The sequence below is a fragment of the Paracoccus sigandri genome (genome assembly GCF_003709565.1).
Lineage (GTDB): Bacteria > Pseudomonadota > Alphaproteobacteria > Rhodobacterales > Rhodobacteraceae > Paracoccus > Paracoccus siganidrum.
In genome coordinates this window covers 1-22,554 of sequence record NZ_QNRC01000042.1, presented here as the reverse complement: position 1 = coordinate 22,554, position 22,554 = coordinate 1, and the positions used below count along the sequence as shown (strand labels likewise).

Here is a 22,554-nt window from a genome sequence, read left to right as displayed (position 1 = left end):
ACGAAAGACCATCGAACATCGGCGCTTGCAGCACCGCAAGCTCGCCGCATAACATCAACCCCAAGACGAGGCCCGCTCTCCGCTAATCTAAGCCCCGATCTGAGCCAAATGTTCTGACGACGGACAGTGATGATCACCCGGCCCGATCTGTTCTGGGGCCTGATCGCGTCGATGCTGATCGGCAATGTCATGCTGGTGATCATTAACCTGCCGATGATCGGGCTTTGGGTGCAGCTGCTGCGCGTGCCCTATCGGATTCTGTTTCCGGTGATCCTGGTGATCTGCTGCATCGGCGCCTATTCGCTGGAGTTTTCGGCGGTGGACCTGATGGCGCTGTCGGCCTTTGCTGCCGCGGGGGTGGTGCTGGCGGCCTTCGGCTTCCCGCCCGTTCCCTTGCTGCTGGGTTTCATCCTTGGGCCGCTGGCCGAAGAAAACCTGCGGCGCGCGATGGCGATTTCGGCGGGTGATGCGTCCATCTTCGTCACCCGACCAATCTCGGCTGTCATCATGCTGATGATTGCGGCGCTGGTGCTTGTGGTGGTTCTGCCAACTTTCCGCCGCAACCGCGAAGTGTTCGAGGAAACCTGACCCAACCCAACCGTTTGAACCGTGACGTGGCCCCCATCGGGGGCTGCGCATGGGGTCGGCATGCCTGCGCCCGGCGTCCAAAGCAAATCTTGGGGCTGGGGAAATGCGACGGTCTTTGATCTTTGCCCCGCCCGCCCGGAAAGACTTGAGAGACAATAGAAGGAATTCTTTGCGATGAAGGACTCGTCCAGAACGCTCAAGCCAGCCGGGTCGCCCGGCGACATTGAAAAACCCGTTCCCAGCACTGGCGAGGCGCTGTTTGGCAGCGATCTGATGGCCGAGGCGATCGGCGCGCTGGACATTCTCTATGTCGCGCTGAACCCCGGCGCCAGCTATCGTGGCCTGCACGACAGTCTGGTCAACCATCTGGGCAACAAGGCGCCGCAGATGCTGCTATGCCTTCACGAAGAACATGCCGTGGCCATTGCACATGGCTGGGCCAAGGTGACGGGCAAGGCGATGGCCGCCGTCGCCCATTCCAATGTCGGCCTGATGCACGCCACGATGGCCGTGTTCAACGCATGGTGTGACCGGATGCCAGTCGTCCTGTTCGGGGCGACGGGGCCTGTGGACGCTTCCAAGCGTCGCCCGTGGATTGAATGGATCCATACCTCTCGCGATCAGGGCGCCTTGGTGCGCGATTACACCAAATGGGACGACCAGCCCGGATCGGCGCTGGCTGCACGGGAATCGATCCTGCGCGCCGACTGGATTGCCAATACGAGCCCCAAGGGGCCGGTTTATGTTAACCTCGACGCCGGGCTGCAAGAGGCGGAGCTGGACGCCCCGGCGCCGCCGCTGGATGCCGCGCGGCTGCGCCCGGCGGTCCATGCGGGGGCCAATGCTGCCGAGATCGACCGGATTGCCGGGCTGCTGCGTGATGCGACCGCGCCGGTGATCCTTGCCGGTCGGGCATCGCGCTGCCCCGAGGCTTGGGCACGCCGCGTCAGACTGGCCGAGAGGCTGGGCGCAAAGGTCGTCACCGACCTCAAGATCGGCGCCAGCTTTCCCACCGATCACCCATTGCATGCTGGCAGCCCCGGCATCTATGCCGTGCCCGAGGCACGCGAGGCGATTGCCGCCGCTGACGTGATCCTGTCACTTGACTGGGTGGACCTGGGCGGTACGCTGGACGCGGCCTATCAGGGGGGGGCACCTGAGGCGAAGGTGATCCAGATCTCGCAGGATCATGCGCTGCATCGCGGCTGGAACATGGATTATCAGGCGCTGCCGATGATCGACGTGATGTTGGCCGCTGACCCGGATGCCGTGCTGGAACCGCTGTGCAACGCATTGGGCGCCGGAGGCTGCGTGTATGACGACCGCCGCCCCCAACCCGACTATCCGGCGCTGGAGGCGGGCAAGATCACCATGGGGCATCTGGCGCATGGGCTGGTCGTCGCCGCCAAGGGTCATGATCTTTCCTTCGTGCATCTGCCGCTGGGATGGGACGGGGCCTTGTGGCACTTCCGGCATCCGCTGGATTTCCTCGGCTCGGATGGCGGCGGCGGCATCGGCGGCGGGCCGGGCATCGCGGTGGGGGCTGCGTTGGCTCTGCGCGACAGCGGGCGGCTGGCCGTCTGCGTGGGGGGTGATGGCGATTTCCTGATGGGCGTCACCGCGATCTGGACCGCCACCCATTACCGCATCCCGCTGCTGTACATCGTCGGCAACAACCAGTCGTTCTTCAACGACGAGGTGCATCAGGAACGTGTCGCCCGGATGCGGGGCCGTCCGGTAGAGAATAAATGGATCGGCATGCGCATGGACAATCCCGAGATCGACATTGCCGGGATCGCCGTCGCGCAGGGGGCCGCCGGATTCGGGCCGGTCAAATCCGCCGACGAGCTGGCCGAGGTCTTTGCCCGGGCCATCGCCCATGTCGAGGAAGGCGGCGTCGCCGTCGTCGATGTGCGGGTCGAGCCGGGCTACACGCCCGCCATGACCGCCTCACTGAACCGCCACGCCGGAGAGCAGAAATGAGCCTGAACCTTTCCATTGCCATCGGCGATTACGACCGCAACCGGCCGCTTCTGGATGGCCGTGTGCGCATCGACGGCGTTGATCCGATCCCGATGTCGCTGACACCCGAGGAGATGTTCTTCCGCGCCATGCGGCACGAGGCCTTCGATATTTGCGAGCTGTCGCTGTCCTCGTATACGCTGCGGGTGGCGCGCGGGGATGCGCCCTATGTGGCCGTCCCGGCTTTCGTCTCGCGCGCGTTTCGTCACACCGGCATCATCGTGCGCAGCGACAGCGGTATCCGCACACCCGCCGATCTGAAGGGTCGCCGTGTCGGTATCCCGGAATGGCAACTGACCGCCAATGTCTGGATCCGCGCGATCCTGCAGAACGAATATGGCGTGGCGCCGCAGGATATCCGCTGGGTGCGCGGCGGGCTGGAGGAGCCGGGCCGGGTCGAGAAGGTGAAGCTGTCCCTGCCGGACGGCGTGGTGGTCGAGGATATCGGTCCTGCCGACACGCTGCGCGACATGCTGGCCGACGGGCGGATCGACGCCTTCATCGGTCCCCGCGCGCCGACCTCGTTCACGCCTGACAATCCGTCGCTGCGCTGGCTGTTCGACGACCCGACGACCGAGGCCAAGGCATGGTTCCAGAAGACCCGCATCTTCCCGATCATGCACGTCATCGGCATCCGGCGTTCGCTGACCGAGGCGCATCCTTGGCTGCCGATGGCCGTCTATAAGGGCTTCGTGCAGTCAAAGCAGGTGGCATTGGAGCATCTGTCCGAAACCTCGGCCACGAAGATCACGCTGCCCTTTGTCGAAGAGCAGTTGCGGCAGGCGAAAAGCCTGATGGGCGAGGATTTCTGGCCCTATGGTCTGGCCCCCAACAGGCATGTGCTGGACTACTTCACGCAGGCCCATCATGCGCAGGGCCTGTCTGACCGGAAGGTTGATCCGCAGGAGCTGTTTCATCCGTCCAGCGTCGAGAGTTACATCATCTGATCGGCGGAGGCGTTGGCGGTCGGGCGATTGCGTTGATCCTCATGGCCCGGTGTATCCCGCCGGGCTGTCAAACGGCGTTGAATGTTGGGTCTGACTCAAACTTGGTGCATTTTCTGGTTTGCGCCGGGGCGAGGAGCCTTGCCCTGAGCAAATCGATGTTGGCGCGGCCATACATCTGGCGTTTGAGGGTCTTCAACCGATTGATTTGCCCCTCTGTTTGTCCGTTCGACCAAGGTTCGCGCAACGCGGCGGCAACGGCGGCGAAGTCGCTGCGGAGGCCGCGAGCGAAGGAAGCGATCATGCTGTCTTCCGCCTCCTGGAGCCAGTCGGCCAAGCCATCCTCACGCCCGTTTCGCACCATGTCCGTGAACTGGTCGGTGAGTGCCCGGGCGGCCGCCAAGGCTGGCAACGCCGCTTCGATCTGCGCGACCTGAACCGCTTCGGCCCTGGACAGATGATCCCGTCCCATGCCCAGAAGCCGCGTAATCCTACGGGCCGGCGGTGATTTGCCCGTCCCGTTTGGCACAGCTTGCTCCGCGCGGCGCTGGCGTGTCGCCCATTCTCCGACGACCCGAAGACTGCCGCGGAAACCATCCTCCCTGAGGCGGCGCCAAAGCTCGGCGCCATTCCGGCAACCACCGTTCCATTCCCGCTCCAGCCGTGGCAGCCAGGGTGTCAGACTGCTTTCGCGGATGCGGAAGACATCTTCGCGCTCGCCACGCAGGATCTGGCGAACGAGCTTGCGGCTGAGGCCGGTCGAGCGGACGATACGCTTGATGGGCAGGTCCTCATCGGCCATCGTCCTCACCATCCGATTGGTTTGCTGGCGACGCTGAAAGCCTTCGTATTGCAGCCTTTCCGCTGCCGTCAGCAGCGCGGGATCGAGCGTCTTCGCCCCGATCGCCCTGCGGATGACGGGCATGCTGCGCTGCACGGCCGCCAGGAATGCGGCACTCGCGTTCTCAAGCAGATGCCACAAACATGAGAGTCTTCTCGACCTTGCGTCCAACTATCTCCCACGCGGCCTTGGTGAACTCCTCCTTGGTCAGGGCAGAGATCATGTGTGGAGAGGGAAACATCTCGAGGAAGGCCAGGAACCAGTCCGTGCGCGAACTGCGATGGAAACGATCGGCTTCCGGAAAGTAGAGCGGTAGGTAATGGGTCAGGATGCGGTGCCACAGCTCGGTCTTGGTCCGCGACACCGCATCATGGGTCTTTGACAATTCCTGAATGTCATTCGTGCCAGCCATCTGGCCTGCCCCCATAGGGTGGTCCGGTTTCAGCTTTAATGCATGATCGGCTTTTCTGCCATGGCCTGTGCACCTGACTACGGAGCCTTGACCGCTCTCCTTCACATAAAACCGAACACTGCAACGATCTTGGATGCTGACCTGTTCGAGTTCTACAGCCGTATCTTCGGCGTCGCCGCACGAAATGCCACTGCGACTGCCGGCACCGTGCTCGACCTAATCTATCAGGAGGCCGACGCATGTTTGGCCGAGGCAGCCGGGGTGAACTTCGAGAACAAGATCGTACTGCCCATCGCCACGCGCCTGCGTGCCGAGCAATACATGATTAGACGGATCAACGACCCGGAAGCTATTGGGGCCATCCGTGGGATGCAGACAACGGCGCTGCTCAGATGCTTTAAGGAGCGATTCCCGGAGGATGATGCGACGGCAGTTATGGACCGCGTCGTCCTCATGACGCCTGAGAACATTCACCTAAACTCATTCATGTATGAGCCGATCCTGGACATGTCGGACGAGCACCTCCGGAGGATTTACGAGCAAGTTACGGCGCTTTGATTGTAGTCCGCGACGCACCACAAGGAGGGCATCGGACAGCCCTCCTAGGGAATGCAATCGAACCCACATGCCATGCGGCTCCCCGCCTTGGAAACAAAGAACAGGTCGGCTTCCGCCTTTTGTGGTTAATCCGATTGCCACCGCAGCGAAGGTCCGCGTCCCGTCCTTCTAGATCCTGATCAACCGCGATGCTGCGACGAGCACGGCCGTCCGGTATGGGCTGGGACGGGTCTTCCGCTGCACCTGGCACGAAGGTCCGCAATGGGCCGTCTTTTCATCCCTCCGCCAGCACCGCTTTTGCATACCGCCCCGGCGGTTGGCCAGTGTGGCGGCTGAAAGCGGTGCTGAAGGTGCTCGCCGAGCCATAGCCGACACGTGCTGCGACCTCATCGAGTGCAAGGCTTCCCTGGCGCAACAGATCGCGCGCCACGGCCATGCGCCAGGTGGTCAGATATTCCATCGGCCGGCTGCCGACCATGCGGGTGAACCGCTCGAAGAAGGCCGAGCGCGACATGCCGGCCGCTTCGGCCAGGTCGGGAACCTTCCAGGCGCGGGTGATGTTGCCATGCAGACTGCGCAGGGCGCTGGCGATGCGTGGATCGGAGAGGCCGCGCAGCAGGCCGGGTGCCGCGGCTCCTTCCGGCGCGGCGCGCAGCGCCTCGATCAGCAGGATCTCGACCAGACGCGCCAGGATCAGGTCGCGGCCCGCATCGTCGCGCGCAGCCTCCTCGCCCAGCATATGCACCAGCTGCGTCAGCCGCGGCACGCCGCGCAGATGGATCATCCGGGGTAGCAGGGTCACCAGCAGCGCCGCGTCCGGCGCGGCAAAGGTGAACCAGCCGCCGAACTGCCGCATTTCGGGCGGGCCATCCTGCCGGCCGTGGCGAACCTCGTGCTTCGCCGGGTCGGTGCGGGCGTCGATCCGGCGCAGCGGGCCGGGGTTCAGGCTGGACATGCCGAAACGCGGCGTGGCGGGCAGCAGCACGAAATCGCCGGCCTGGACGGTGACCGGCTCTTCGCCCTCGACGGACAGCCGGCAACTGCCCATCGTCATCGCCGCAAAGGCCGGGCGGCCGAATTCGGTATATTCAACCGCCCAGTGGCCTGCGGCGGTGATCCCCTTCGAAAACACCGCCTGCGGGCGCAAAAGTTCGATGACCTGAGCAAGTGGATCGGACATTCAGGACTTTCGCAAATTCAATCAGGACTTCTGATTGGTGATACTCCTGACCATGCACACTACATTCCTGCTGTCAACTCAGGAGATCATCATGAACACCGTCCTCATCACCGGCACCTCGTCGGGCTATGGGCTGGAAACCGCCCGCCATTTCCACGCGCAGGGCTGGCAGGTCATCGCCACCATGCGCACCCCGCACGAGGGGCTGTTGCCCGAAGGCCTGCGCATCCTGCCGCTGGACGTCACCGACCCGGCTAGCATCGCCACCACCATCGAAGCCGCCGGCTCCATCGACGTGCTGGTGAATAACGCCGGCATCGGCCTTGTCGGCGCCTTCGAGGCCGCGCCGATGGACTACGTCCGAAAGGTGTTCGAGACCAACACCTTCGGCACCATGGCCATGGTGCAGGCGGTGATCCCGCAGATGCGGGCGCGGCGGTCGGGCGTGATCGTCAACGTCACCTCCAGCGTGACGCTGGCGCCGATGCCGCTTGCCGCCGCCTATACGGCCAGCAAGCAGGCGATCGAGGGCTTTACCGGATCGCTGGCGCATGAACTGGCGGCCTTCGGTGTGCGGGCCAAGCTGGTCGAGCCCGGCTATGCGCCGACTACACGGTTTTCACAGAACATCGACTTTGCCATCGAGGACATGATCCCCGAGACCTATGCCGATTTTGCAGCGCCGCTCTTTGCCGCCTTCGCCAGCCCGGTCCTGACCACCAGGGAAACCGACGTGGCCGAGGCGGTGTTCCTGGCCGCGACGGACGGGTCGGACCGGCTGCGCTATCCGGCCGGAGCGGATGCGGTGGCGCTGGTGGCCTGACGCATTGTCGGCGGGGAAGGACCGCCAGGTTCAGCCCGGCAGCGTGACCACCATGGCACCGCGATCCGTCGCGACGACCGTATGCTCGTATTGTACCACCGGCGTGCGCGGTTCGCTGTAAAGCGTCCAGCCGTCGTCCGCCTCCGTCGCCCAGAGGCCGCCTTTGGACAAGAACGGCTCGACCGTCAGGACAAGCCCCCTGTGGATACGGCGCCGTTCACCGCGCGCGGGCCAAGTCGGAATTTCCGCGGGCTCCTCGTGCAGCGCCCGGCCGATCCCATGGCTGGCAAGGTTGCGGATCAGCGTATAGCCGCGCCGCTCTGCGAACTTGCCGATGGCGCGACCGATGCCCGCAAGCGGGCGGCCGCTGCCGACCTGGGCGATGCCGATCCGCATCGCCTGCCTGCCATCGCGGCACAGCCGATCCAGCGAGGGGCGCACGGGCGCGACGCGATATGTGGCGCCGGTATCGGCGAAATAGCCGTTCTTCGAGGCCGAGACGTCGATATTCACCAGATCGCCCGCCGCGATCACCCTGTCGCCGGGGATGCCATGGGCGATTTCCTCGTTCACGCTGATGCAGGTCGCGCCGGGAAAATCATAGGTGGATTGCGGCGCCGAAACGGCGCCCTCGCGTTCCAGCATCGCACGGCCTATCTCGTCCAGCTCGCGCGTAGTCATGCCGGGTTCCATCGCTTTCGCCATGGCCTGCATGGTGTTGCCGACGATCCGGCCGATCTCCTTCAACCCGTCGAGTTCGTCCTGATTGGTGATCGTCATCGCCGTTCCCGCTTGGATCAGATGCAGCAACCGGCATCATAGCGGTGATGCGTGGCGATGTCCCGCATCACTGTCTTGACCGCCGCTCCGAATCGTAACATATATAGTTACATGAAACGGGACAGCCGCCTTTCCTCGGTCCTTCATGCCCTGCTGCACATGGCGGAACATGACGGCCCGATGACTTCCGAGGCGCTGGGGCAATGCCTCGGCACCAATCCGGTCGTGGTGCGCCGCAGCATGGGGCTGTTGCGCGAGGCCGGGCTGGTGACGGCCGAGCGGGGGCACGCCGGGGGCTGGCGCATCTCGGCCGACCTGGCAGCGGTCAGCCTGCGCCGGCTGCACGAGGCCCTGGGCGAGCCGGCGATCTTCGCCATCGGCAACCGCAACGAGACGCCGGAATGCCTGGTCGAGCAATCGGTCAATGCCGCGCTGGAGGGCGCCTTTGCCGAGGCCGAGGCGCTGCTGCTGGAACGTTTCGCCGATGTGACGCTGGCCGATCTGGCCGAGGATTTCGCCCGCCGCCATGCGCAGAGGCGGGCGGCGAAGGAGTAGGACATGCAGGATGTGATCGTGATCGGGGGCAGCTATGCCGGGATGGCCGCCGCCCTGCAGCTGGCGCGTGCGCGCCGCAAGGTGCTGGTGGTCGACGCCGGCCAGCGGCGCAACCGCTTCGCCCGCCATTCGCACGGCTTCCTGGGCCAGGACGGGGTGGACCCGGCCCGCATCTGGGCCGAGGCCCGCCGGCAGTTGCTGGCCTATCCGACCCTGCGCTGGATCGAGGGCGAGGCCGTCGCGATCTCGGGGCGCAAGGACGATTTCCGGCTGGCCAGGGCGGATGGCACGGCCCATGCCGGCCGCCGCATCCTGCTGGCCACCGGGGTCCGCGACCGGCTTCCCGACATTCCGGGCCTGCCGGAGCGATGGGGCAAGACGGTGTTCCATTGCCCCTATTGCCACGGCTACGAGCTGGACCAGGGCCGGATCGGGGTTATCGCCGCCGGCGCGATGTCGCTGCATCAGGCGCAGCTGCTGCCGGAATGGGGCGAAGTGACTTTCCTGACCAACGGCGCCCTGACACTGGAGCCGGAGCAGCGCGACGATTTGCGCAGCCGCGGCGTTGCCGTCGAGGAAACCCCCATCGCCCGGATCGCGGGCGAGGCCGAGGTGGAACTGCGCGACGGCCGGGTGCTGCCCTTCGCCGGTCTCTTCACCGCGACCCGGACCGAGCCCGCCAGCCCGCTGGCCGAGGCCGCCGGCTGCGAGATGAGCGAGACGCCGATGGCCCGCCAGATCCTGACGGACGAGACGAAGGAAACCAGCCTTCCCGGCATCTTCGCCTGCGGCGACGTCGCGCGGGCGCCGCATTCGGTGTCATTGGCGGTGGGCGATGGCGCCTGGGCCGGGGCGCAGCTGCACCGCTCGCTGGTCTGGCCGGAATGAGCGGCGCGGCCCATCCGGGCGATGCCGCCAGCTATGCCGGCCGCGTCGCGCGCCATGTGCCGGGGCTGGAGGCCCTGCACCGCATGGCGGCGCTGCTGCTGGCCGAGCGGGTGCCCGAGACGGGCCGCGTCCTGGTCCTCGGCGCCGGCGGCGGGCTGGAGCTGCGCGCCTTCGCCGCGGCGCATCCCGGCTGGTGCTTCGACGGCGTCGATCCCTCGCCCCGGATGATCGCCCAGGCGCGGGACATTCTCGGCCCGGCGGGTGGCCGCGTCACCTTCCACCAGGGCTATGTCGACGATGCCCCCGACGGCCCCTTCGACGGCGCGACCTGCCTGCTGACCCTGCATTTCCTGCCGCGCGAGGAACGCCTGCGCACCCTGCGCCAGCTGCATCGCCGCCTTCGCCCCGCGGCGCCCTTCGTCATGGCCCATCACAGCTTTCCGCAGGTGGACGGGCAGCAGGATCTGTGGCTGCGGCGCAATGCGGCCTGGCTGGTCTCGGGCGGCGTTCCCGAGGCGCAGGCCATGGCCGGCATGGCCACGATGAAGGAACGCCTGCCGGTGCTGACGCCCGAGGAGGATGCCGCGCTTCTGGCGGCGGCGGGCTTCCGCGAGGTCCAGCTGTTCTATGCCGCCCTTACCTTCAAGGGCTGGATCGGCCGGGCGTGACGGGCCGGAGCCTGTCCGCCTATACTTCCCTCTGCGGCGCGAGGAAGCGTCGCACCATCAGGGTCAGCAAGTCGCGGCTGGCGGCGAAGTCGAGGCCCTCGACCATCAGCGGCAGCATCGGCGCGGCATCTACCACCGCGATCAGCATCGCCGCCACCTGGTCGGGCTCCAGCCCCGCGTCCACTTCGCCTTTCGCCTGACCCGCGCGCAAAGTCTGCGACAAAACCGCGCGCACGCCGCGGGTGTTTTCGCGCAGGATCGCCCGGATGCGCGGGTTGCGCCCGGCCTCGGCCAAGAGCTCGAACAGGATGCGGCAGTGATCGACATCGCCCCAGCCCTGCATGGACCAGATCTCGGACAAGAGGACGGTCGAGGTATCCGCACCCTCGGGCCGATCGGCAAAATAACCATGCAGGCGGCGCAGATAATCTTCGGCCATCGCCTCGACGATCACCACTTTCGAGGGGAAGTAATGGTAGAGATGGCCGGGGCTGATCCCGGCCTCCTTGCAGATCATCGCCGTAGAGGCGCCGCGCAGCCCCTCGCGCAGAAAGCAGCGATGCGCGGCCTCCAGCAGTTCGAGCCGCTTTTCCTCGTGCTTCTCGGGATCGACCTTGCGTGCCATGGCTGGAATATTCCTTGAGTGATCGCTCTATTTATATATTGACGCCACCTGTTGGTTAAATAGACTGATCGCACTACGAATGACAGGGGTTTCTCGCGCGCTGCATCCATGCGGGCGGCAGGCCCCGCCATGCCTGACTTGCGAGGACGCATGAACACGACAGGACACCGGGCCGGTGCCGGCCTCGGGCTGCTTCTGGCTGCCTTTTATCTGTTCGGGGCCTGGGGGAACCTGTTTCTCTCACCCGAGAATGAGGCCGCCTATGCCCGCTGGGGCTATCCCGGCTGGTTCCACTATGTGACCGCCGCGCTGGAATTGCTGGCGGCGATCCTGCTGCTGCGCGCGCCGACCCGGCCTTATGGCGCGGGGCTTGGCGCTTGTATCATGACGGCGGCGGCGCTGACCACGCTGACCCATGCCGAATACGATCACAGCATCGCGCCGCTGGTCGTGCTGTCGGTGGCGGTGATCGTGATGGCCTTGTGCTGGCCGCGCCGCGCCTGATTCACCAAGACAGAGAGAACCGAAATGACACAGACAGATCCGACCGCCGCTGCGGCGGAGACCGGCGGCGCATGGGCCGATCTTTTCGCGGGCCGCAATCTCGCCGTGGTGACGGTGATGGCCGGCGGCGTGCTGCTTTATGCGATGAACCTCTATTTCACGGCGGCGCTGATGCCCTCCATCGTCGGTGCGATTGGTGGGCAGGCTTTCTATGCCTGGGTGACCACGGGCTTCGTGATCGCCGCCATCTTCGGCTCGCTGATGGTCAGCCGTATTCTGGCGCGGCGCGGACCGGCGGCGACCTATATTCTGGCGCTGATATTGTTCGCGGGCGGGGCCGTGATCGCAGCGGCCGCATCGAGGATGGAGATCCTGCTGACTGCGCGCCTGGTTCAGGGGCTGGGTGGGGGGCTGCTGGCGGGACTTGGCTATGCGGTGATCCGCACCGCCTTGCCTGCCACGCTTTGGGCAAGGGCTACCGGTCTGATCTCGGCCATGTGGGGGCTGGGGACGCTGTTCGGCCCGTCGCTGGGCGGGCTGTTTGCCGAATTCGGCCTGTGGCGGTGGGCGTTTGGCCTGCTGGCGCTGGCTGCCTGCCTGATGATCCTGCCCGCCCGCAGCGGCTTTCGAGGCACCGGGATGGTGGCGCAGGGCGGGGCTTTGCCGCTTGCCTCTCTCATCATCCTGATGGCGGCGGTGATCGCGATTTCGGTCAGCGCGATCTTGCCGATCGGCTGGGCCACCCTGGCGGCCCTTGGTGCGGGTGGACTTCTGCTTATGGGCTTCGTCGTGATCGAGCGCCGGGCTGTACAGACCATCCTGCCGCGCCTGACATGGCAGCCGGGCAATCCGCTGAAATGGATCTATCTGACGGTCGCCGCGCTTAGCGCCGGTGTCATGCTGGAAAACTTCATCCCGCTGTTTTCCCAGCAACTGGCCGGGCTGGGGCCACTGCTGGCCGGGCTGCTTGGGGCGGTCCTGTCGCTGGCATGGGTGCTGGCGCAGCTTTATTCGGTGACGCTTGCCACGTCTGCGGCCCGCGCGCGCGCGATCCGGCTGGGGCCGCTGTTGCTGGTTCTGGGCCTGTTCGCCTATGGGCTGATGCAGCAGGACGGCTCCGGTGTCGGGCTGGTCGCGTTGCAGGCGTTGTCGCTCGCCGTGGCCGGGGCGGGGATCGGCCTGTGCTGGCCTTTGCTGGGCGTCGCAGCGATGAGCATCAGCGCAGACCCGGCCGAGGGCGGCAAGGCCGCCGCCGCGATCACCACCACGCAGCTGATCGCCTTCTCGGTCACCTCGGCGTTGGCGGGCGTGCTGATGGCGGCGGGACAGGGCAGTGCGCAAAGCGCCGCAACCTTGGTCAGCCTTGGCATCGCCGCGCTTTGCCTGCCCGGCATATGGTTCGGCCTCCGCGCGGCCAGAGGGTCGTGAGGGGCAGGGTTCTGGTCGCCCGCCTTCTGCTTCTGTATGATCGGGACATGAAGGCAGGCCGCCGGACCCACCTCGCGCACCGCTCCCGATTGTCGGGACCGATCCAGAGGGCAAGGGCATGGGCGTACCGCATTTCATCGAACATCGCAGCGAGCGGCTCAACATGCTGGTGCGGGGTGCGGACCGTCCGCCGCCGCCGGCCACCGAAGCGGTCACTTCGCTTGAGGCCGGGCTTTACGTCACCGTTCTGATCTACGGCGGGGTGGAGCTGCAATGCGGCGATACGGTCAGCACCCCGCGATCAAACGGGATGCTGGTCTTTGCCGTGCGAGAAGAGGTTCCCTGGGCCGCGCATGGCCAGGCGTCCCATCTGCGGGCGGTGGGAGCGACCATGTATCGCCCCGATCTGCGGGCGCGCGGGCTGGATACTGGTTCGACGGCCTGTTCGCAGGCGAGGAAAAGCTGCGCCAGATCCAGGTTGCCGCAGATCCGCGCAGTATCCGGCTGGTGGCAGAGATCCTGCGCGCCGATCCCGCCGATCCGCTGGATATACTGCGGATCGAGGCGGCGGCCCAGGATATCTTCCTGCGCGGCATCGCGTTGCTGAATGATGCCGAAGAACCATCCCGGCGCGACCGGCTGATGCATCTGGCCGAAATGCTGGAGGCCGATCTGGGACATGACTGGACGCTTGCCGAAATGGCCCGGCTGGCGGGGATGAGCGCGCGCAACCTGACCGGGCGTTTCGGGCGCGAATTCGGCACGACGCCTTTCGACTGGCTGCGCCAGCGGCGGTTGTTGCGGGCGCGCGATATGGTCGTCGGGGAAGGAGTGGCGATTTCGGCGGCGGCGAGTGAGCTGGGCTTCAGCAGCCCGGCGCATTTCAGCACGGCATTTCGCGCGATGTTCGGCGAAGCGCCAAGCCGGGCACGAAGGGCGGCGGAGCGGGCATCAGCGCGCAATTCTGCTGTCAGATGAAACTTTTTCGCCGCTAAATAAAAGTCCGGCAATTATCCTGACTGGAACACCCTGTTAATTTTTCGCCATCTGGTCAAGTGGATGGAGACAGGAAATGGCCGTCAGGGCGAGGCGGCGGCATATGTGCCGCGGCCTGGGAATGGGTGTGTCCGTGCTAGCGCTTGTGGTCGGGGCGTTGCTGCCAGCGGCGGCGCTTGCGGAAACGGTCGAACTCGGCACCATCATCATACGCGGCGGGCCGGATGAGGGGAAAAGCGGCAAGCTTGCGAAAGCCGCCTCCGGTGGCACGAAAACCGAAACCCCGCTGGTCGAGGTGCCGCAATCCGTCTCCGTCGTGACGGAAACCGCGATCAGGGAGAGCGGCGTCACTACCATCGGCCAGGCGCTGGCCTATAGCCCCGGCCTCTTCGCCAGCCCGGCGGGGGGCAACGATTCCGCCCGCTATGATTTTCAGAGCCTGCGCGGCCAGGGCTATAACGGCGCGCTGTTTCTGGACGGAATGCGGGGATCTTTCGGGTCCGGCAATCTCAGCCTGCCGCAATTCGACCCGTTCAATCTCGAGCGGATCGAGGTCATCCGTGGACCATCTTCAGTGCTCTACGGTCAGGGCCTGCCCGGAGGGCTGATAAACGCCGTGACCAAGCGCCCGACCGGGGGCACGCACCGCGAACTCGCCTTCACGCTGGGATCGGAAAACCGCCGCGAACTGCGGTTCGATCTTGGCGGCAGCAGCAGGGACGGGAGTTTCGACTTCCGGCTGGCGGGGCTTGCGCGCGCCGCCGACAACAGGATCGGCCATGTTTCGGAAGAACGCTTCGCCATCGCGCCCTCGCTGCGCTGGAACATCGCCGAGGGCACTTCGCTGACCTTCTTCGGCAGCTACCAGCACGATCCCGAGGGCGGCTATTATGGATCCCTGCCTCCAGAGGGATTGCTGACGTCTTTGGCCGATGGTCGCTACATCCCGTGCGACTTCTTCGCGGGCGAGCCGGACTATGACCGCTTTGGGCCGGTTTTTACGTCGGATACAACGTTGCGGCACGATGCTGCCGAGCACACTGGCTCTCCACCCCCAAGTCCTTGGCGAGGCTCATCCGCCAACCGCAGATCATTCGGGCCCGCGCGTGGTTGTGGCGGACGCGGGTGACGTGGGCAAAACCCGCCGGAGGATGTCAGCAAGGGTGACGATGCCGGTGATCTGACTGTCGTTCATCACCACCGCCAGTTGCACACTCGCCGAACGCATGCTCGCCAGCGCCTCGTAGATCGGGGTTCCGGCCTTCAGCGTAAAGGCGGGCCGCGCCACACTTGCCGCCGGGGCGGTATCGGGCTTGAGCAGCAGGTCTCGCACATGGATGACCCGCGGCCCACCACCGCCATTGGTCAGCAGGCGCATGTGGTTGGTCCGTGAGGCGATGTCACGCACCTCGGCCACTGTCGCCTCCGCTTTGACCCTGGTGACGGTCTGCCCTGCCGCGATGATGCTTTCGACCGGCATCGTGCCGAGGTCGATCAGGCCGGAAAGCTGGCGGCGCAAACCCGGTTCCAGCGTGCCAACATCGGCTGAGTGTTCCACAAGCTGCCGGATAGTGGCGACGTCCTGACCGCCCACTGCTGCGCTCTCGACCGGCTCTACGCCGCTCGCCCGCACCAGCCTGTTGGCGATGACATTGATCCAGTGCAGCACAGGACGCAGTGGCCAGATATAGGCGCGGGCAAGAACGCCGACCGCCATCGCCGACCTTTCGGGATTGGCGATAGCCCAGGACTTGGGTGCCATCTCGCCCACGACCAGATGGAGGAAGGTGACCAGCAAGAGCGACAGGAAGAAGGAGGCGCTCTCGGCGATCCAGCCTGGCGCCCCCCATTCGAGGAGCAGCGGCCCGAGAGCGTAGTGGACTGCAGGCTTGGTGATCGCGCCAAGGGCAAAGGTGGTGATCGTGATGCCAAGTTGAGCGCCCGCCAGCATCAGGGTCAGATCATTCATGCCGCGTAGCGCAGCACGGGCCGAACGGCTGGTGGGGGCGATTTCTTCCAGCCGGTGGCGGCGCGCACCAAGCAGGGCAAATTCGATGATCACGAAAAAGGCGCTGAGGATGATCAGGGCAATCGTGGCCAGGGTGACGAAAAGCGGATCGGTCATCATTGGTCTTGCTCCTGCTCTTCCACGAGTTTGACGCGCACAAGGGTTGGCACATGGCGCGCGATGCGCAGAACATTCACCTCAAGGCGGCGACGCAGGGGGGCATCCGATACCACATCGGCACCGTCGGCCGGCAGATCGACGAGGATCGTGTCGGCCTTGGTGGGCAGGCGCCCCAACTGCGCGATGAGCAGGCCCGAGATCGTCTCGAAATCGCCGCGTGGCAGGTCGTAATTCACCGCACGTTCCACCTCGTCGAGGTGAACATCGCCTTCCATCACCCAGACGCCCTCGTCCTCTTCGCGCATCGGCCGGATGGCGTTTTTGTCGAATTCGTCGGTGATCTCGCCCACGACCTCCATGGCGATGTCCTCAATGGTGAGGACGCCGGCAAATCCACCATATTCGTCGATGACGCAGACCATCTTGTTACCGGATTTGACCAGGGTCTCGAGTGCCGCCGGCAGCGGCATCAGCGTCGGCACAATTGCAACCGGCCGCATCACCGAGGTGGCGGTGGCATCCATCCGGCCCGCATTCACCTTTGGAAGAATATCGGCCAGATGCACGACGCCAACCGGCACGTCATCCTCGTCGATGACCGGATAGCGCGTGTGGCCATGCGCCATCATCTCGCGCAGTTCCGCGATGGTGGTATCGGGGTCGACCCAGTCCGCCTGCGCTCGCGGCACCATCGCATGTTCGACATCGCGATGGGGGAAATCGAGGATCCGATCCATCATGAGCGACAGCTCGATCGGAAGATCGCCGCTTTCGCGGGAATCCGCGATGATATGCGGCAGGTCCTTGGCCGAGGCGCTGACGTCGAGGTCATGCACTGGCTCGATCCGTAAAAGCCGCAGGAACAGGTTTGCCGCCTTGTCGAAGAAGATGATCAGCCAGCCGAAGAGTGACAGATAGGTCGTCGTCGAGGCCGCCAGTGCCTTGGCCATAGGTTCTGAATTCGCGATGGCCAGGTTCTTGGGGTAAAGTTCGCCAAAGATCATCTGGACGATGGTGGCGAAGAGCAACGCAAGGATCGTCCCAACGCTGATCCCAATCGATTCGGGAATGCCAACACCGCCCAGCAGCATACCCAGGGATTTGCCGACCAAGGGCTCGGCGACATAGCCGACCATCAGCCCCGTCACCGTGATGCCGAGCTGAGCGCCCGAGAGCATGAAGCTGGTGCGCTTCGTGACGGCAAGGGCGCGCTTTGCAGCCAAATCGCCACTTGCGGCCTGCGCGGCGAGACGGGTGCGGTCAACCGCCATATAGGCAAATTCCTGGGCAACGAAGTAGGCGCCGGCTGCGATGATAACGAGGATTACGAGCAGGCCAGCAAGCAGAAGTAAAAGCGGTTCAAGCATGGGCGGAATGGGGTCTCATGGTCTGGGGCACTACGCAGGGACCTGTGATTCCCGTGCAGTGCAATTGAACGAGATGTCGGGGGAGCATGGTCGCGCGCAAGCGGGCGTCCCGCCAAGAGCCGGGAAAGCCTCGGGGTGATCGGAGGATAGGCGGGAAACACCGTTGCAGCGAACCATGAGGAACGCAGGGCAGCGGTCGCCTGCACTGCCGACAATCCGGCAGAGCGGGCCATCCGCGCAGGGGCGTAGATATCGATGGTATCTGTTCTGATGCGGAGGATCGAGGCGCCGGACTAGGAGGCTCTTCGTCCCCCGCGGGACTTCGGCTTGACTCAGGCATTAGGCGCAATCGTCTGATGCGTGGCTCACCAGAACTCCCTCCGACAGGTTTCTATTATCCGCGTTCGGCAATGACGCGGCTCAGCCACGCACCTACACCTTATCGCCTGGATCCTGATTTTTCCAGTGGCGCATGCGATCACCCCATGGGTAGCGAAATTCGATCCACCAAATTGCCGTGGCTGGCCACATCAGCGCTCCAAATGACCATAACACCTCGACCCAAGCTATACCGAGCGCCGGTGACGACTTTGCCTCGCGTCAGATCCTGCCCCAAGCTTTATGCAGATCATCATTGGTCAGGGGATGGTGTTACAGAGTCAGTCCGCCCCGCCTTCCACCAAGCTTCACGGTATCGCCGCAGCCCGTGTCGAACGGCTGCTTGGGCGTAGGCGACGGTGCAGCACCCATGGAAGACGGTCGGCAGCAATGGGCCGGACCTTTCACCGATGCGCGAGATATTCTGCCGAAACGTAACCCGAGATGCCAGGCCTGTCGGTGAGCGTGACCCTGCACCAGACCTTGCCGCTATTCGTGACGCAGCTCTGACGGGTGAGGCGGGTTCCGTCGGGCAGGCCGATGATGATCCTGTGATTGAGGCCCGGGCCTTCGCGCAGCTTCAGGATGTCGTCAGGTCCGGCGCCCTTGACCACGGCGCCGGAACCGACCGCGCAGCCGCTGGCGATCATGAGAGCGAGAAGAGCAGCAAAATGGGTTCGCATCATCCGTCCTGAATCGTTTTGCCATCGTTACGACACCATCGCGCCAAATGACAGCAGGCTGGTGCCGGATGCGGGTAAGGATCTGCACAAGACCAGCCATCGAAGGCCTGTCCCATCCGGCAGAGCGGTGGCTGAGGATGTGGCCACGCAGCTTTGGGCGTGACCGCCTGCCCGCCTTGGCCCGTTCTTGCCGCCGGCCTTTGCCCGGTCGCTGCCTCCCTCCTCTTCGTCAGCCGACCCGCTTACCGGGCTTCCGAAGCCGCGGCCGATCCCCTAGGTTGCCCGCAAGCCCTTTCCATCGACCTACCCCGACGAAAGCAGAACATGAGCAAGCTCTTTATCCCCATCGCCTCAGGCAGCCTTTCGATGCCGAACCGCGTGGTCATCGCGCCGATGTGTCAGTATTCGGCCGAGGAAGGCCGGATGACCGACTGGCACATGATCCACCTCGGCCAGCTTGCGCTGTCGGGGGCTGGGCTTTTGACCATCGAGGCCACCGCCGTCAGCCCCGAGGGACGCATCACCTATGCCGATACCGGCCTGTGGGATGACGCGACCGAGGCGGCGATGGTCCCGGTCATGCAGGCGATCCGGCGATGGTCGGATATCCCGGTGGCGATCCAGCTTGCCCATGCCGGACGCAAGGCCTCGACCGAGAAGCCCTGGCTGGGCGGCGCGCAGATCCCGCCCGGACAGCCCAACGGTTGGCAGACCGTCGCGCCTTCTGCGCTGCCCTTCGCCGCCGGCGAGAATGCGCCCGAGGCGTTGGACCGGGTCGGGATGGAGCGCATCCGCGACGCTTTCGCCGAGGCGGCCCGGCGCAGCCTGCGGCTGGGCTTCGATGCGATCCAGATCCATGCCGCGCATGGCTACCTGCTGCACGAGTTCCTCTCGCCGCTGTCGAACCGGCGCGAGGATGCCTGGGGCGGCAGTCTGGAAAACCGGATGCGTTTCCCGCTGGAGGTCTTCGAGGCGATCAAGGCCGTCGTGCCGGGGGATTACCCGGTCTCGGTCCGGGTCTCGGGCACCGATTGGGTGGACGGGGGCTGGGACATCGGCCAGACCGTTGCGCTGGCGCAGGAACTGCAGGCGCGCGGCTGCGCGGCGATCCATGTCTCCAGCGGGGGGCTGGACCCGCGGCAGCAGATCCCGGTTGCGCCCGGCTATCAGGTGCCGCTGGCACGCGCGGTCAAGGCGGCGGTCGACATGCCGGTGGTGGCGGTGGGGCTGATCACCGATTACGACCATGCCGAGGCGATCGTGGCGACGGGCGACGCCGATATGGTCGCCCTGGCGCGGGGGATCCTCTATGATCCGCGCTGGCCCTGGCATGCGGCGGCGCATCTGGGCGCGCAGGTCCACGCCGCGCCGCAATACCTGCGCTGCCAGCCGCGTGCCCATCGGGCGTTGTTCCGCGATGCGTGAGGCCGGAAGCGCGATCCTCTGCCGGATCGGGAAGGGCACGGGGGCGCGACCGGCATGAAGGATGTGTTCAACCTTGCGCTGCTGCGCGAGATCGCCGACGAGTTGCACCGCGCCCATGCCCCCTTCGACGCCGATGCCTTCGTCGCGCGCTGCATGGACGGGCTGGACCGGCTGGAACTGACAGCCCGCGCCGCCCATATCGCGGAAGCAATGCACGCGCATCTGCCCCGGCCCTTCGCCGAAGCGGCGGCGGTGATCGAAGCGGCGCTGGGGCCGGAACTGCCGGCAGACGGCAAGATCGGCCACGCGGCGATGCGCTACATGCCGCATCTGGCCTTCGTGCAGACATACGGCCTCGACGATTACGAGGCGGCCATTCGGCTTCAGGCCGAACTGACCAAGCGGTTCACCGCCGAATTCAGCATCCGCGCCTTTCTGGAGAAATACCCCGAGCGCACTTATGCCCGGATGCTGGCATGGGCGGTCGACGACAACGCGCACCTGCGCCGCCTGGCGTCCGAGGGCACCCGCCCGCGACTGCCCTGGGCGCCGCGCCTTCGCGCATATCAGCATGATCCGCGCCCGGTGCTGGAATTGCTGGAACTGCTCAAGGACGACCCCGTGCCTTATGTGCGCCGTTCGGTGGCGAACAATCTCAACGACATCGCCAAGGACAATCCCGCCCTGACCATCGCGACATGCCGCCGTTGGGCGAAGCATGCGCCCGAGGGCCGTGCCTGGATCGTCCGCCACGCGCTGCGTTCGCTGGTCAAGGCCGGCGACCGGGACGCGATCCGCATCCTGGGCGGCGCGGAGAATCCCTCGGTGCGCATCGGCCGCATCGCCATCGCGCCGCAGCCTGTCGTCTTGGGTGACGCCGTGCGCCTGTCCTTCGCGATCGAAAGCACCGCGCCGCAGCCGCAGCGCCTGCTGATCGACTATGCCGTGCATTTCGTGAAGGCCAACGGCGGCGCCCGCCCGAAGGTCTTCAAGCTGCGCGCCCTGACCCTGCAACCGGGCGAGAAGGCGGTGCTCTCCGCCGCGGTGTCTTTCGCCGCCATGACGACGCGCCGCCACTTCCCCGGCCATCACCGCATCGACGCCCTCATCAACGGCGAAGCCCACCCGCTGGGTGGTTTCGAGGTGACGGGATGAAAGGCGCCAGGCAGGCATTGCCTGATCGCCATGAACTCCGACCGGCCCTGGTCTATCCGCAGCTGGCGCGAAGGATCTTGCCGGTCGCCGGATCGGTTTCCACCGTCACCCGCTCCTGGCGGTAATCCATCGTCACGCCCTGGCCGGGCTGGATCTGGCGCACGATGGTGGCACCGGTCAGTTCCATGGCCTGCGCGTCGGTCAGCCGGTCTCTGCCCGCCAGGGCCTCGGCGGCCTCCGCACGGCAGACGCCCGGCGCAGCCTCGGCCTGCTGCGCGCCTTCTTCGCAAGCGGCAAGGGTGACGGTGGCCACGGACAGCATGGCGGCGGCGATCAAGTTCGGTTTCATCTCTGACCGATCCTTTCTTGAATATGTCGCGAAGCCTCCGCGACAGCAGGTCTGACGGCAAGATTAGCGGGGGCGGGGCCGGAATGCCAATGGGGCTGGGCATCATGTGATCCGTTGCCGCCGCCGTGGAACCGGACGAGGGCGATGGACCTTGAGGATGAAACTCCATGCCGGACGGAGGACCGCAACTTGCGCTTTCAGCTTTCCGAGGCGTTGTTGCGCAAATCCAGGGGGATTCATCTCGTGAATCCAGCATGCTAGCCGAGCAGCATGAGCAGACCTCCGAAGGCGACCTACAAGACCACCAACTGGCACAGCTACAATCAGGCTTTGAAGCAGCGCGGTTCGCTGACCGTCTGGTTCGATCCCTCGATGCAGTGGGAGGCGGTGCCGTCCGGGCGGCGCGGCCGCCAGCAGTCCTATAGCGATGCTGCGATCCAGATCTGTCTCACCCTCAAGGCCCTCCTCGGCCTGCCCCTCCGCCAGACGACAGGGTTCGTGGCAAGCGTGCTGAAGCTTTCCGGGCTGGACTGGTCCGTGCCTGACTTTTCCACCTTGTCGCGCCGCCAGAAAACCTTGGACGTCGTTGTCCCGTATCGCGGCTCCAAGGGGCCGCTGCACCTGCTCGTGGACAGCACCGGCATCAAGGTGGAAGGCGAAGGCGAGTGGCATACGCGCAAGCACGGTGGCTCACGACGCAGGGTTTGGCGCAAGATTCACCTCGGGATCGACGAGGAAACATTGGAGATCCGGGCGGTCGAGGTCACCTCCAGCAATGTCGGCGATGCGCCGATGCTGCCAGACCTGCTTGCCCAGATCCCGGTGGAGGAGGAGATCGCCTCCGTCACCGCCGACGGTGCCTATGACACCCGCGCCTGCCATGACGCCATCGCCGCCCGCGATGCTGCAGCTATCATCCCGCCGAGACGGAATGCGAGGCCATGGAAGCCGGACACAGCCGGAGCCCGGGCGCGCAACGAGATCCTGCGGGCGTCAAAGCACTTGGGCCGGGCACTTTGGCGGAACTGGAGCGGGTACCACCGCCGCAGCAGGGTCGAAACGAAAATGAACTGCGTGAAGCAGCTCGGCCAGCGGCTCATGTCGCGGGACTTCGACCGCCAGGTGGCAGAGGTCCAAATCCGCGCGGCGGTCCTCAACCGCTTCACGGCGCTCGGTATCCCGATGACCGTGGCCGCAGGATAAGTGTGTCCGGGGAATGGGAAAGTGCGGTCATCAGCTGATTTGCGCAACAGCGCC

Annotated in this window: 22 protein-coding genes and 2 pseudogenes; 15 read left to right on the top strand and 9 right to left on the bottom strand. The window is 65.4% G+C overall.

All coding sequences use genetic code 11. The features are described 5' to 3' along the window. Positions 1-171 precede the first annotated feature (171 nt). From C9E82_RS21665 to C9E82_RS21655, 3 genes are all read left to right on the top strand, one after another. Positions 172-588, top strand: coding sequence for a tripartite tricarboxylate transporter permease (locus tag C9E82_RS21665; protein WP_244936057.1), 417 nt, complete (start codon positions 172-174; stop codon positions 586-588). Positions 589-762: 174 nt separating this feature from the next. After that, positions 763-2,571 carry a thiamine pyrophosphate-binding protein gene (locus C9E82_RS21660; protein ID WP_119900910.1) on the top strand — a complete coding sequence of 603 codons (1,809 nt, stop codon included), beginning with the start codon at positions 763-765 and terminating at the stop codon, positions 2,569-2,571. After that, positions 2,568-3,557 carry an ABC transporter substrate-binding protein gene (locus C9E82_RS21655; protein WP_119900911.1) on the top strand — a complete coding sequence of 330 codons (990 nt, stop codon included), beginning with the start codon at positions 2,568-2,570 and terminating at the stop codon, positions 3,555-3,557. Before C9E82_RS21660 ends, C9E82_RS21655 begins: the two co-directional genes overlap by 4 nt. A gap of 67 nt (positions 3,558-3,624) precedes the next feature. Here the strand turns inward: C9E82_RS21655 and C9E82_RS21650 are convergent. Further along, a pseudogene (locus C9E82_RS21650) lies at positions 3,625-4,533 on the bottom strand (transposase); the annotation flags it as partial. A 13-nt stretch (positions 4,534-4,546) separates the two neighbouring features. Beyond that, positions 4,547-4,807: pseudogene (locus C9E82_RS21645) on the bottom strand (IS110 family transposase); the annotation flags it as partial. Between the two features lie 42 nt (positions 4,808-4,849). Between C9E82_RS21645 and C9E82_RS21640 the strand changes: the two are divergent. Then, positions 4,850-5,365: a hypothetical protein gene (locus tag C9E82_RS21640; protein ID WP_122449389.1), complete on the top strand. Its 516-nt coding sequence runs from the start codon at positions 4,850-4,852 to the stop codon at positions 5,363-5,365. 274 nt (positions 5,366-5,639) lie between these two features. On the opposite strand, the gene C9E82_RS21635 is transcribed toward C9E82_RS21640, so the two are convergent. Then, positions 5,640-6,545: an AraC family transcriptional regulator gene (locus tag C9E82_RS21635; protein ID WP_104494219.1), complete on the bottom strand. Its 906-nt coding sequence runs from the start codon at positions 6,543-6,545 to the stop codon at positions 5,640-5,642. 91 nt (positions 6,546-6,636) lie between these two features. On the opposite strand from C9E82_RS21635, the gene C9E82_RS21630 reads away from it, so the two are divergent. Next, positions 6,637-7,368, top strand: coding sequence for an SDR family oxidoreductase (locus C9E82_RS21630; RefSeq protein WP_119900913.1), 732 nt, complete (start codon positions 6,637-6,639; stop codon positions 7,366-7,368). 30 nt (positions 7,369-7,398) lie between these two features. On the opposite strand, the gene map is transcribed toward C9E82_RS21630, so the two are convergent. Beyond that, positions 7,399-8,148, bottom strand: a complete 750-nt coding sequence (gene map / locus C9E82_RS21625; protein ID WP_104494240.1) for a type I methionyl aminopeptidase — start codon at positions 8,146-8,148, stop codon at positions 7,399-7,401. A 111-nt stretch (positions 8,149-8,259) separates the two neighbouring features. On the opposite strand from map, the gene C9E82_RS21620 reads away from it, so the two are divergent. The 3 genes from C9E82_RS21620 to C9E82_RS21610 are packed head-to-tail and all read left to right on the top strand — an operon-like array spanning position 8,260 to position 10,259. Beyond that, positions 8,260-8,703: an Rrf2 family transcriptional regulator gene (locus C9E82_RS21620; protein WP_122449388.1), complete on the top strand. Its 444-nt coding sequence runs from the start codon at positions 8,260-8,262 to the stop codon at positions 8,701-8,703. Positions 8,704-8,706: 3 nt separating this feature from the next. Next, positions 8,707-9,591 (top strand): NAD(P)/FAD-dependent oxidoreductase, encoded by an 885-nt coding sequence (locus tag C9E82_RS21615; RefSeq protein WP_122449387.1) that lies wholly within the window; start codon positions 8,707-8,709, stop codon positions 9,589-9,591. Further along, the gene (locus C9E82_RS21610; protein ID WP_119900681.1) at positions 9,588-10,259 is read left to right on the top strand and encodes a class I SAM-dependent methyltransferase; all 672 of its coding nucleotides are present in this window, start codon (positions 9,588-9,590) and stop codon (positions 10,257-10,259) included. Before C9E82_RS21615 ends, C9E82_RS21610 begins: the two co-directional genes overlap by 4 nt. A gap of 19 nt (positions 10,260-10,278) precedes the next feature. Here the strand turns inward: C9E82_RS21610 and C9E82_RS21605 are convergent, their stop codons facing one another. Further along, positions 10,279-10,884 (bottom strand): TetR/AcrR family transcriptional regulator, encoded by a 606-nt coding sequence (locus C9E82_RS21605; RefSeq protein WP_119900682.1) that lies wholly within the window; start codon positions 10,882-10,884, stop codon positions 10,279-10,281. A 150-nt stretch (positions 10,885-11,034) separates the two neighbouring features. On the opposite strand from C9E82_RS21605, the gene C9E82_RS21600 reads away from it, so the two are divergent. The 4 genes from C9E82_RS21600 (at position 11,035) to C9E82_RS21585 (ending at position 14,941) form a co-directional block, all read left to right on the top strand. Next, positions 11,035-11,388: a DoxX family protein gene (locus tag C9E82_RS21600; RefSeq protein ID WP_119900683.1), complete on the top strand. Its 354-nt coding sequence runs from the start codon at positions 11,035-11,037 to the stop codon at positions 11,386-11,388. A 24-nt stretch (positions 11,389-11,412) separates the two neighbouring features. Beyond that, positions 11,413-12,816, top strand: a complete 1,404-nt coding sequence (locus tag C9E82_RS21595; protein WP_183154131.1) for an MFS transporter — start codon at positions 11,413-11,415, stop codon at positions 12,814-12,816. A 507-nt stretch (positions 12,817-13,323) separates the two neighbouring features. Beyond that, a complete protein-coding gene (locus tag C9E82_RS21590) occupies positions 13,324-13,794 on the top strand; it encodes a helix-turn-helix transcriptional regulator (protein ID WP_183154130.1) in 471 nt (156 codons plus the stop codon). A gap of 121 nt (positions 13,795-13,915) precedes the next feature. Beyond that, positions 13,916-14,941, top strand: a complete 1,026-nt coding sequence (locus C9E82_RS21585; protein ID WP_170162168.1) for a TonB-dependent siderophore receptor — start codon at positions 13,916-13,918, stop codon at positions 14,939-14,941. Here C9E82_RS21585 and C9E82_RS21580 read toward each other — a convergent pair. The 3 genes from C9E82_RS21580 to C9E82_RS21570 form a co-directional block, all read right to left on the bottom strand. After that, a complete protein-coding gene (locus tag C9E82_RS21580) occupies positions 14,903-15,937 on the bottom strand; it encodes a CNNM domain-containing protein (protein ID WP_104494242.1) in 1,035 nt (344 codons plus the stop codon). The two genes, C9E82_RS21585 and C9E82_RS21580, sit on opposite strands and share 39 nt — an antisense overlap. Next, complete coding sequence (locus C9E82_RS21575; RefSeq protein ID WP_119900686.1) at positions 15,937-17,307, bottom strand: hemolysin family protein; 1,371 nt, start codon at positions 17,305-17,307, stop codon at positions 15,937-15,939. The genes C9E82_RS21580 and C9E82_RS21575 overlap by 1 nt, the downstream gene beginning before the upstream one ends. 782 nt (positions 17,308-18,089) lie before the next feature. Next, a complete protein-coding gene (locus C9E82_RS21570) occupies positions 18,090-18,335 on the bottom strand; it encodes an SH3 domain-containing protein (protein WP_425325180.1) in 246 nt (81 codons plus the stop codon). A 357-nt stretch (positions 18,336-18,692) separates the two neighbouring features. Between C9E82_RS21570 and C9E82_RS21565 the strand changes: the two genes are divergently transcribed. Together C9E82_RS21565 and C9E82_RS21560 are read left to right on the top strand one after the other, a co-directional pair. Continuing rightward, positions 18,693-19,793, top strand: coding sequence for an NADH:flavin oxidoreductase/NADH oxidase (locus tag C9E82_RS21565; RefSeq protein ID WP_119900687.1), 1,101 nt, complete (start codon positions 18,693-18,695; stop codon positions 19,791-19,793). 54 nt (positions 19,794-19,847) lie between these two features. Next, positions 19,848-20,948, top strand: coding sequence for a DNA alkylation repair protein (locus tag C9E82_RS21560; RefSeq protein WP_119900688.1), 1,101 nt, complete (start codon positions 19,848-19,850; stop codon positions 20,946-20,948). A gap of 52 nt (positions 20,949-21,000) precedes the next feature. Here the strand turns inward: C9E82_RS21560 and C9E82_RS21555 are convergent, their stop codons facing one another. Beyond that, positions 21,001-21,297, bottom strand: coding sequence for an I78 family peptidase inhibitor (locus C9E82_RS21555; RefSeq protein ID WP_199766756.1), 297 nt, complete (start codon positions 21,295-21,297; stop codon positions 21,001-21,003). Positions 21,298-21,567: 270 nt separating this feature from the next. Between C9E82_RS21555 and C9E82_RS21550 the strand changes: the two genes are divergently transcribed. Continuing rightward, positions 21,568-22,500 (top strand): IS5 family transposase, encoded by a 933-nt coding sequence (locus tag C9E82_RS21550; protein ID WP_122449386.1) that lies wholly within the window; start codon positions 21,568-21,570, stop codon positions 22,498-22,500. Positions 22,501-22,554 lie beyond the last annotated feature (54 nt).

Bases quoted from the DNA above. Each gene is read 5' to 3' on its own strand.
- C9E82_RS21595 (WP_183154131.1), top strand. From the start codon at position 11,413: ATGACACAGACAGATCCGACCGCCGCTGCGGCGGAGACCGGCGGCGCA.
- C9E82_RS21580 (WP_104494242.1), bottom strand. From the start codon at position 15,937: ATGACCGATCCGCTTTTCGTCACCCTGGCCACGATTGCCCTGATCATC.
- C9E82_RS21585 (WP_170162168.1), top strand. From the start codon at position 13,916: ATGTGCCGCGGCCTGGGAATGGGTGTGTCCGTGCTAGCGCTTGTGGTC.
- C9E82_RS21640 (WP_122449389.1), top strand. From the start codon at position 4,850: ATGATCGGCTTTTCTGCCATGGCCTGTGCACCTGACTACGGAGCCTTG.
- C9E82_RS21570 (WP_425325180.1), bottom strand. From the start codon at position 18,335: ATGATCGCCAGCGGCTGCGCGGTCGGTTCCGGCGCCGTGGTCAAGGGC.
- C9E82_RS21615 (WP_122449387.1), top strand. From the start codon at position 8,707: ATGCAGGATGTGATCGTGATCGGGGGCAGCTATGCCGGGATGGCCGCC.
- C9E82_RS21655 (WP_119900911.1), top strand. From the start codon at position 2,568: ATGAGCCTGAACCTTTCCATTGCCATCGGCGATTACGACCGCAACCGG.
- C9E82_RS21630 (WP_119900913.1), top strand. From the start codon at position 6,637: ATGAACACCGTCCTCATCACCGGCACCTCGTCGGGCTATGGGCTGGAA.
- C9E82_RS21555 (WP_199766756.1), bottom strand. From the start codon at position 21,297: ATGAAACCGAACTTGATCGCCGCCGCCATGCTGTCCGTGGCCACCGTC.
- C9E82_RS21665 (WP_244936057.1), top strand. From the start codon at position 172: ATGCTGATCGGCAATGTCATGCTGGTGATCATTAACCTGCCGATGATC.
- map (WP_104494240.1), bottom strand. From the start codon at position 8,148: ATGACGATCACCAATCAGGACGAACTCGACGGGTTGAAGGAGATCGGC.
- C9E82_RS21575 (WP_119900686.1), bottom strand. From the start codon at position 17,307: ATGCTTGAACCGCTTTTACTTCTGCTTGCTGGCCTGCTCGTAATCCTC.
- C9E82_RS21600 (WP_119900683.1), top strand. From the start codon at position 11,035: ATGAACACGACAGGACACCGGGCCGGTGCCGGCCTCGGGCTGCTTCTG.
- C9E82_RS21605 (WP_119900682.1), bottom strand. From the start codon at position 10,884: ATGGCACGCAAGGTCGATCCCGAGAAGCACGAGGAAAAGCGGCTCGAA.
- C9E82_RS21550 (WP_122449386.1), top strand. From the start codon at position 21,568: ATGAGCAGACCTCCGAAGGCGACCTACAAGACCACCAACTGGCACAGC.
- C9E82_RS21560 (WP_119900688.1), top strand. From the start codon at position 19,848: ATGAAGGATGTGTTCAACCTTGCGCTGCTGCGCGAGATCGCCGACGAG.
- C9E82_RS21635 (WP_104494219.1), bottom strand. From the start codon at position 6,545: ATGTCCGATCCACTTGCTCAGGTCATCGAACTTTTGCGCCCGCAGGCG.
- C9E82_RS21620 (WP_122449388.1), top strand. From the start codon at position 8,260: ATGAAACGGGACAGCCGCCTTTCCTCGGTCCTTCATGCCCTGCTGCAC.
- C9E82_RS21660 (WP_119900910.1), top strand. From the start codon at position 763: ATGAAGGACTCGTCCAGAACGCTCAAGCCAGCCGGGTCGCCCGGCGAC.
- C9E82_RS21610 (WP_119900681.1), top strand. From the start codon at position 9,588: ATGAGCGGCGCGGCCCATCCGGGCGATGCCGCCAGCTATGCCGGCCGC.
- C9E82_RS21565 (WP_119900687.1), top strand. From the start codon at position 18,693: ATGAGCAAGCTCTTTATCCCCATCGCCTCAGGCAGCCTTTCGATGCCG.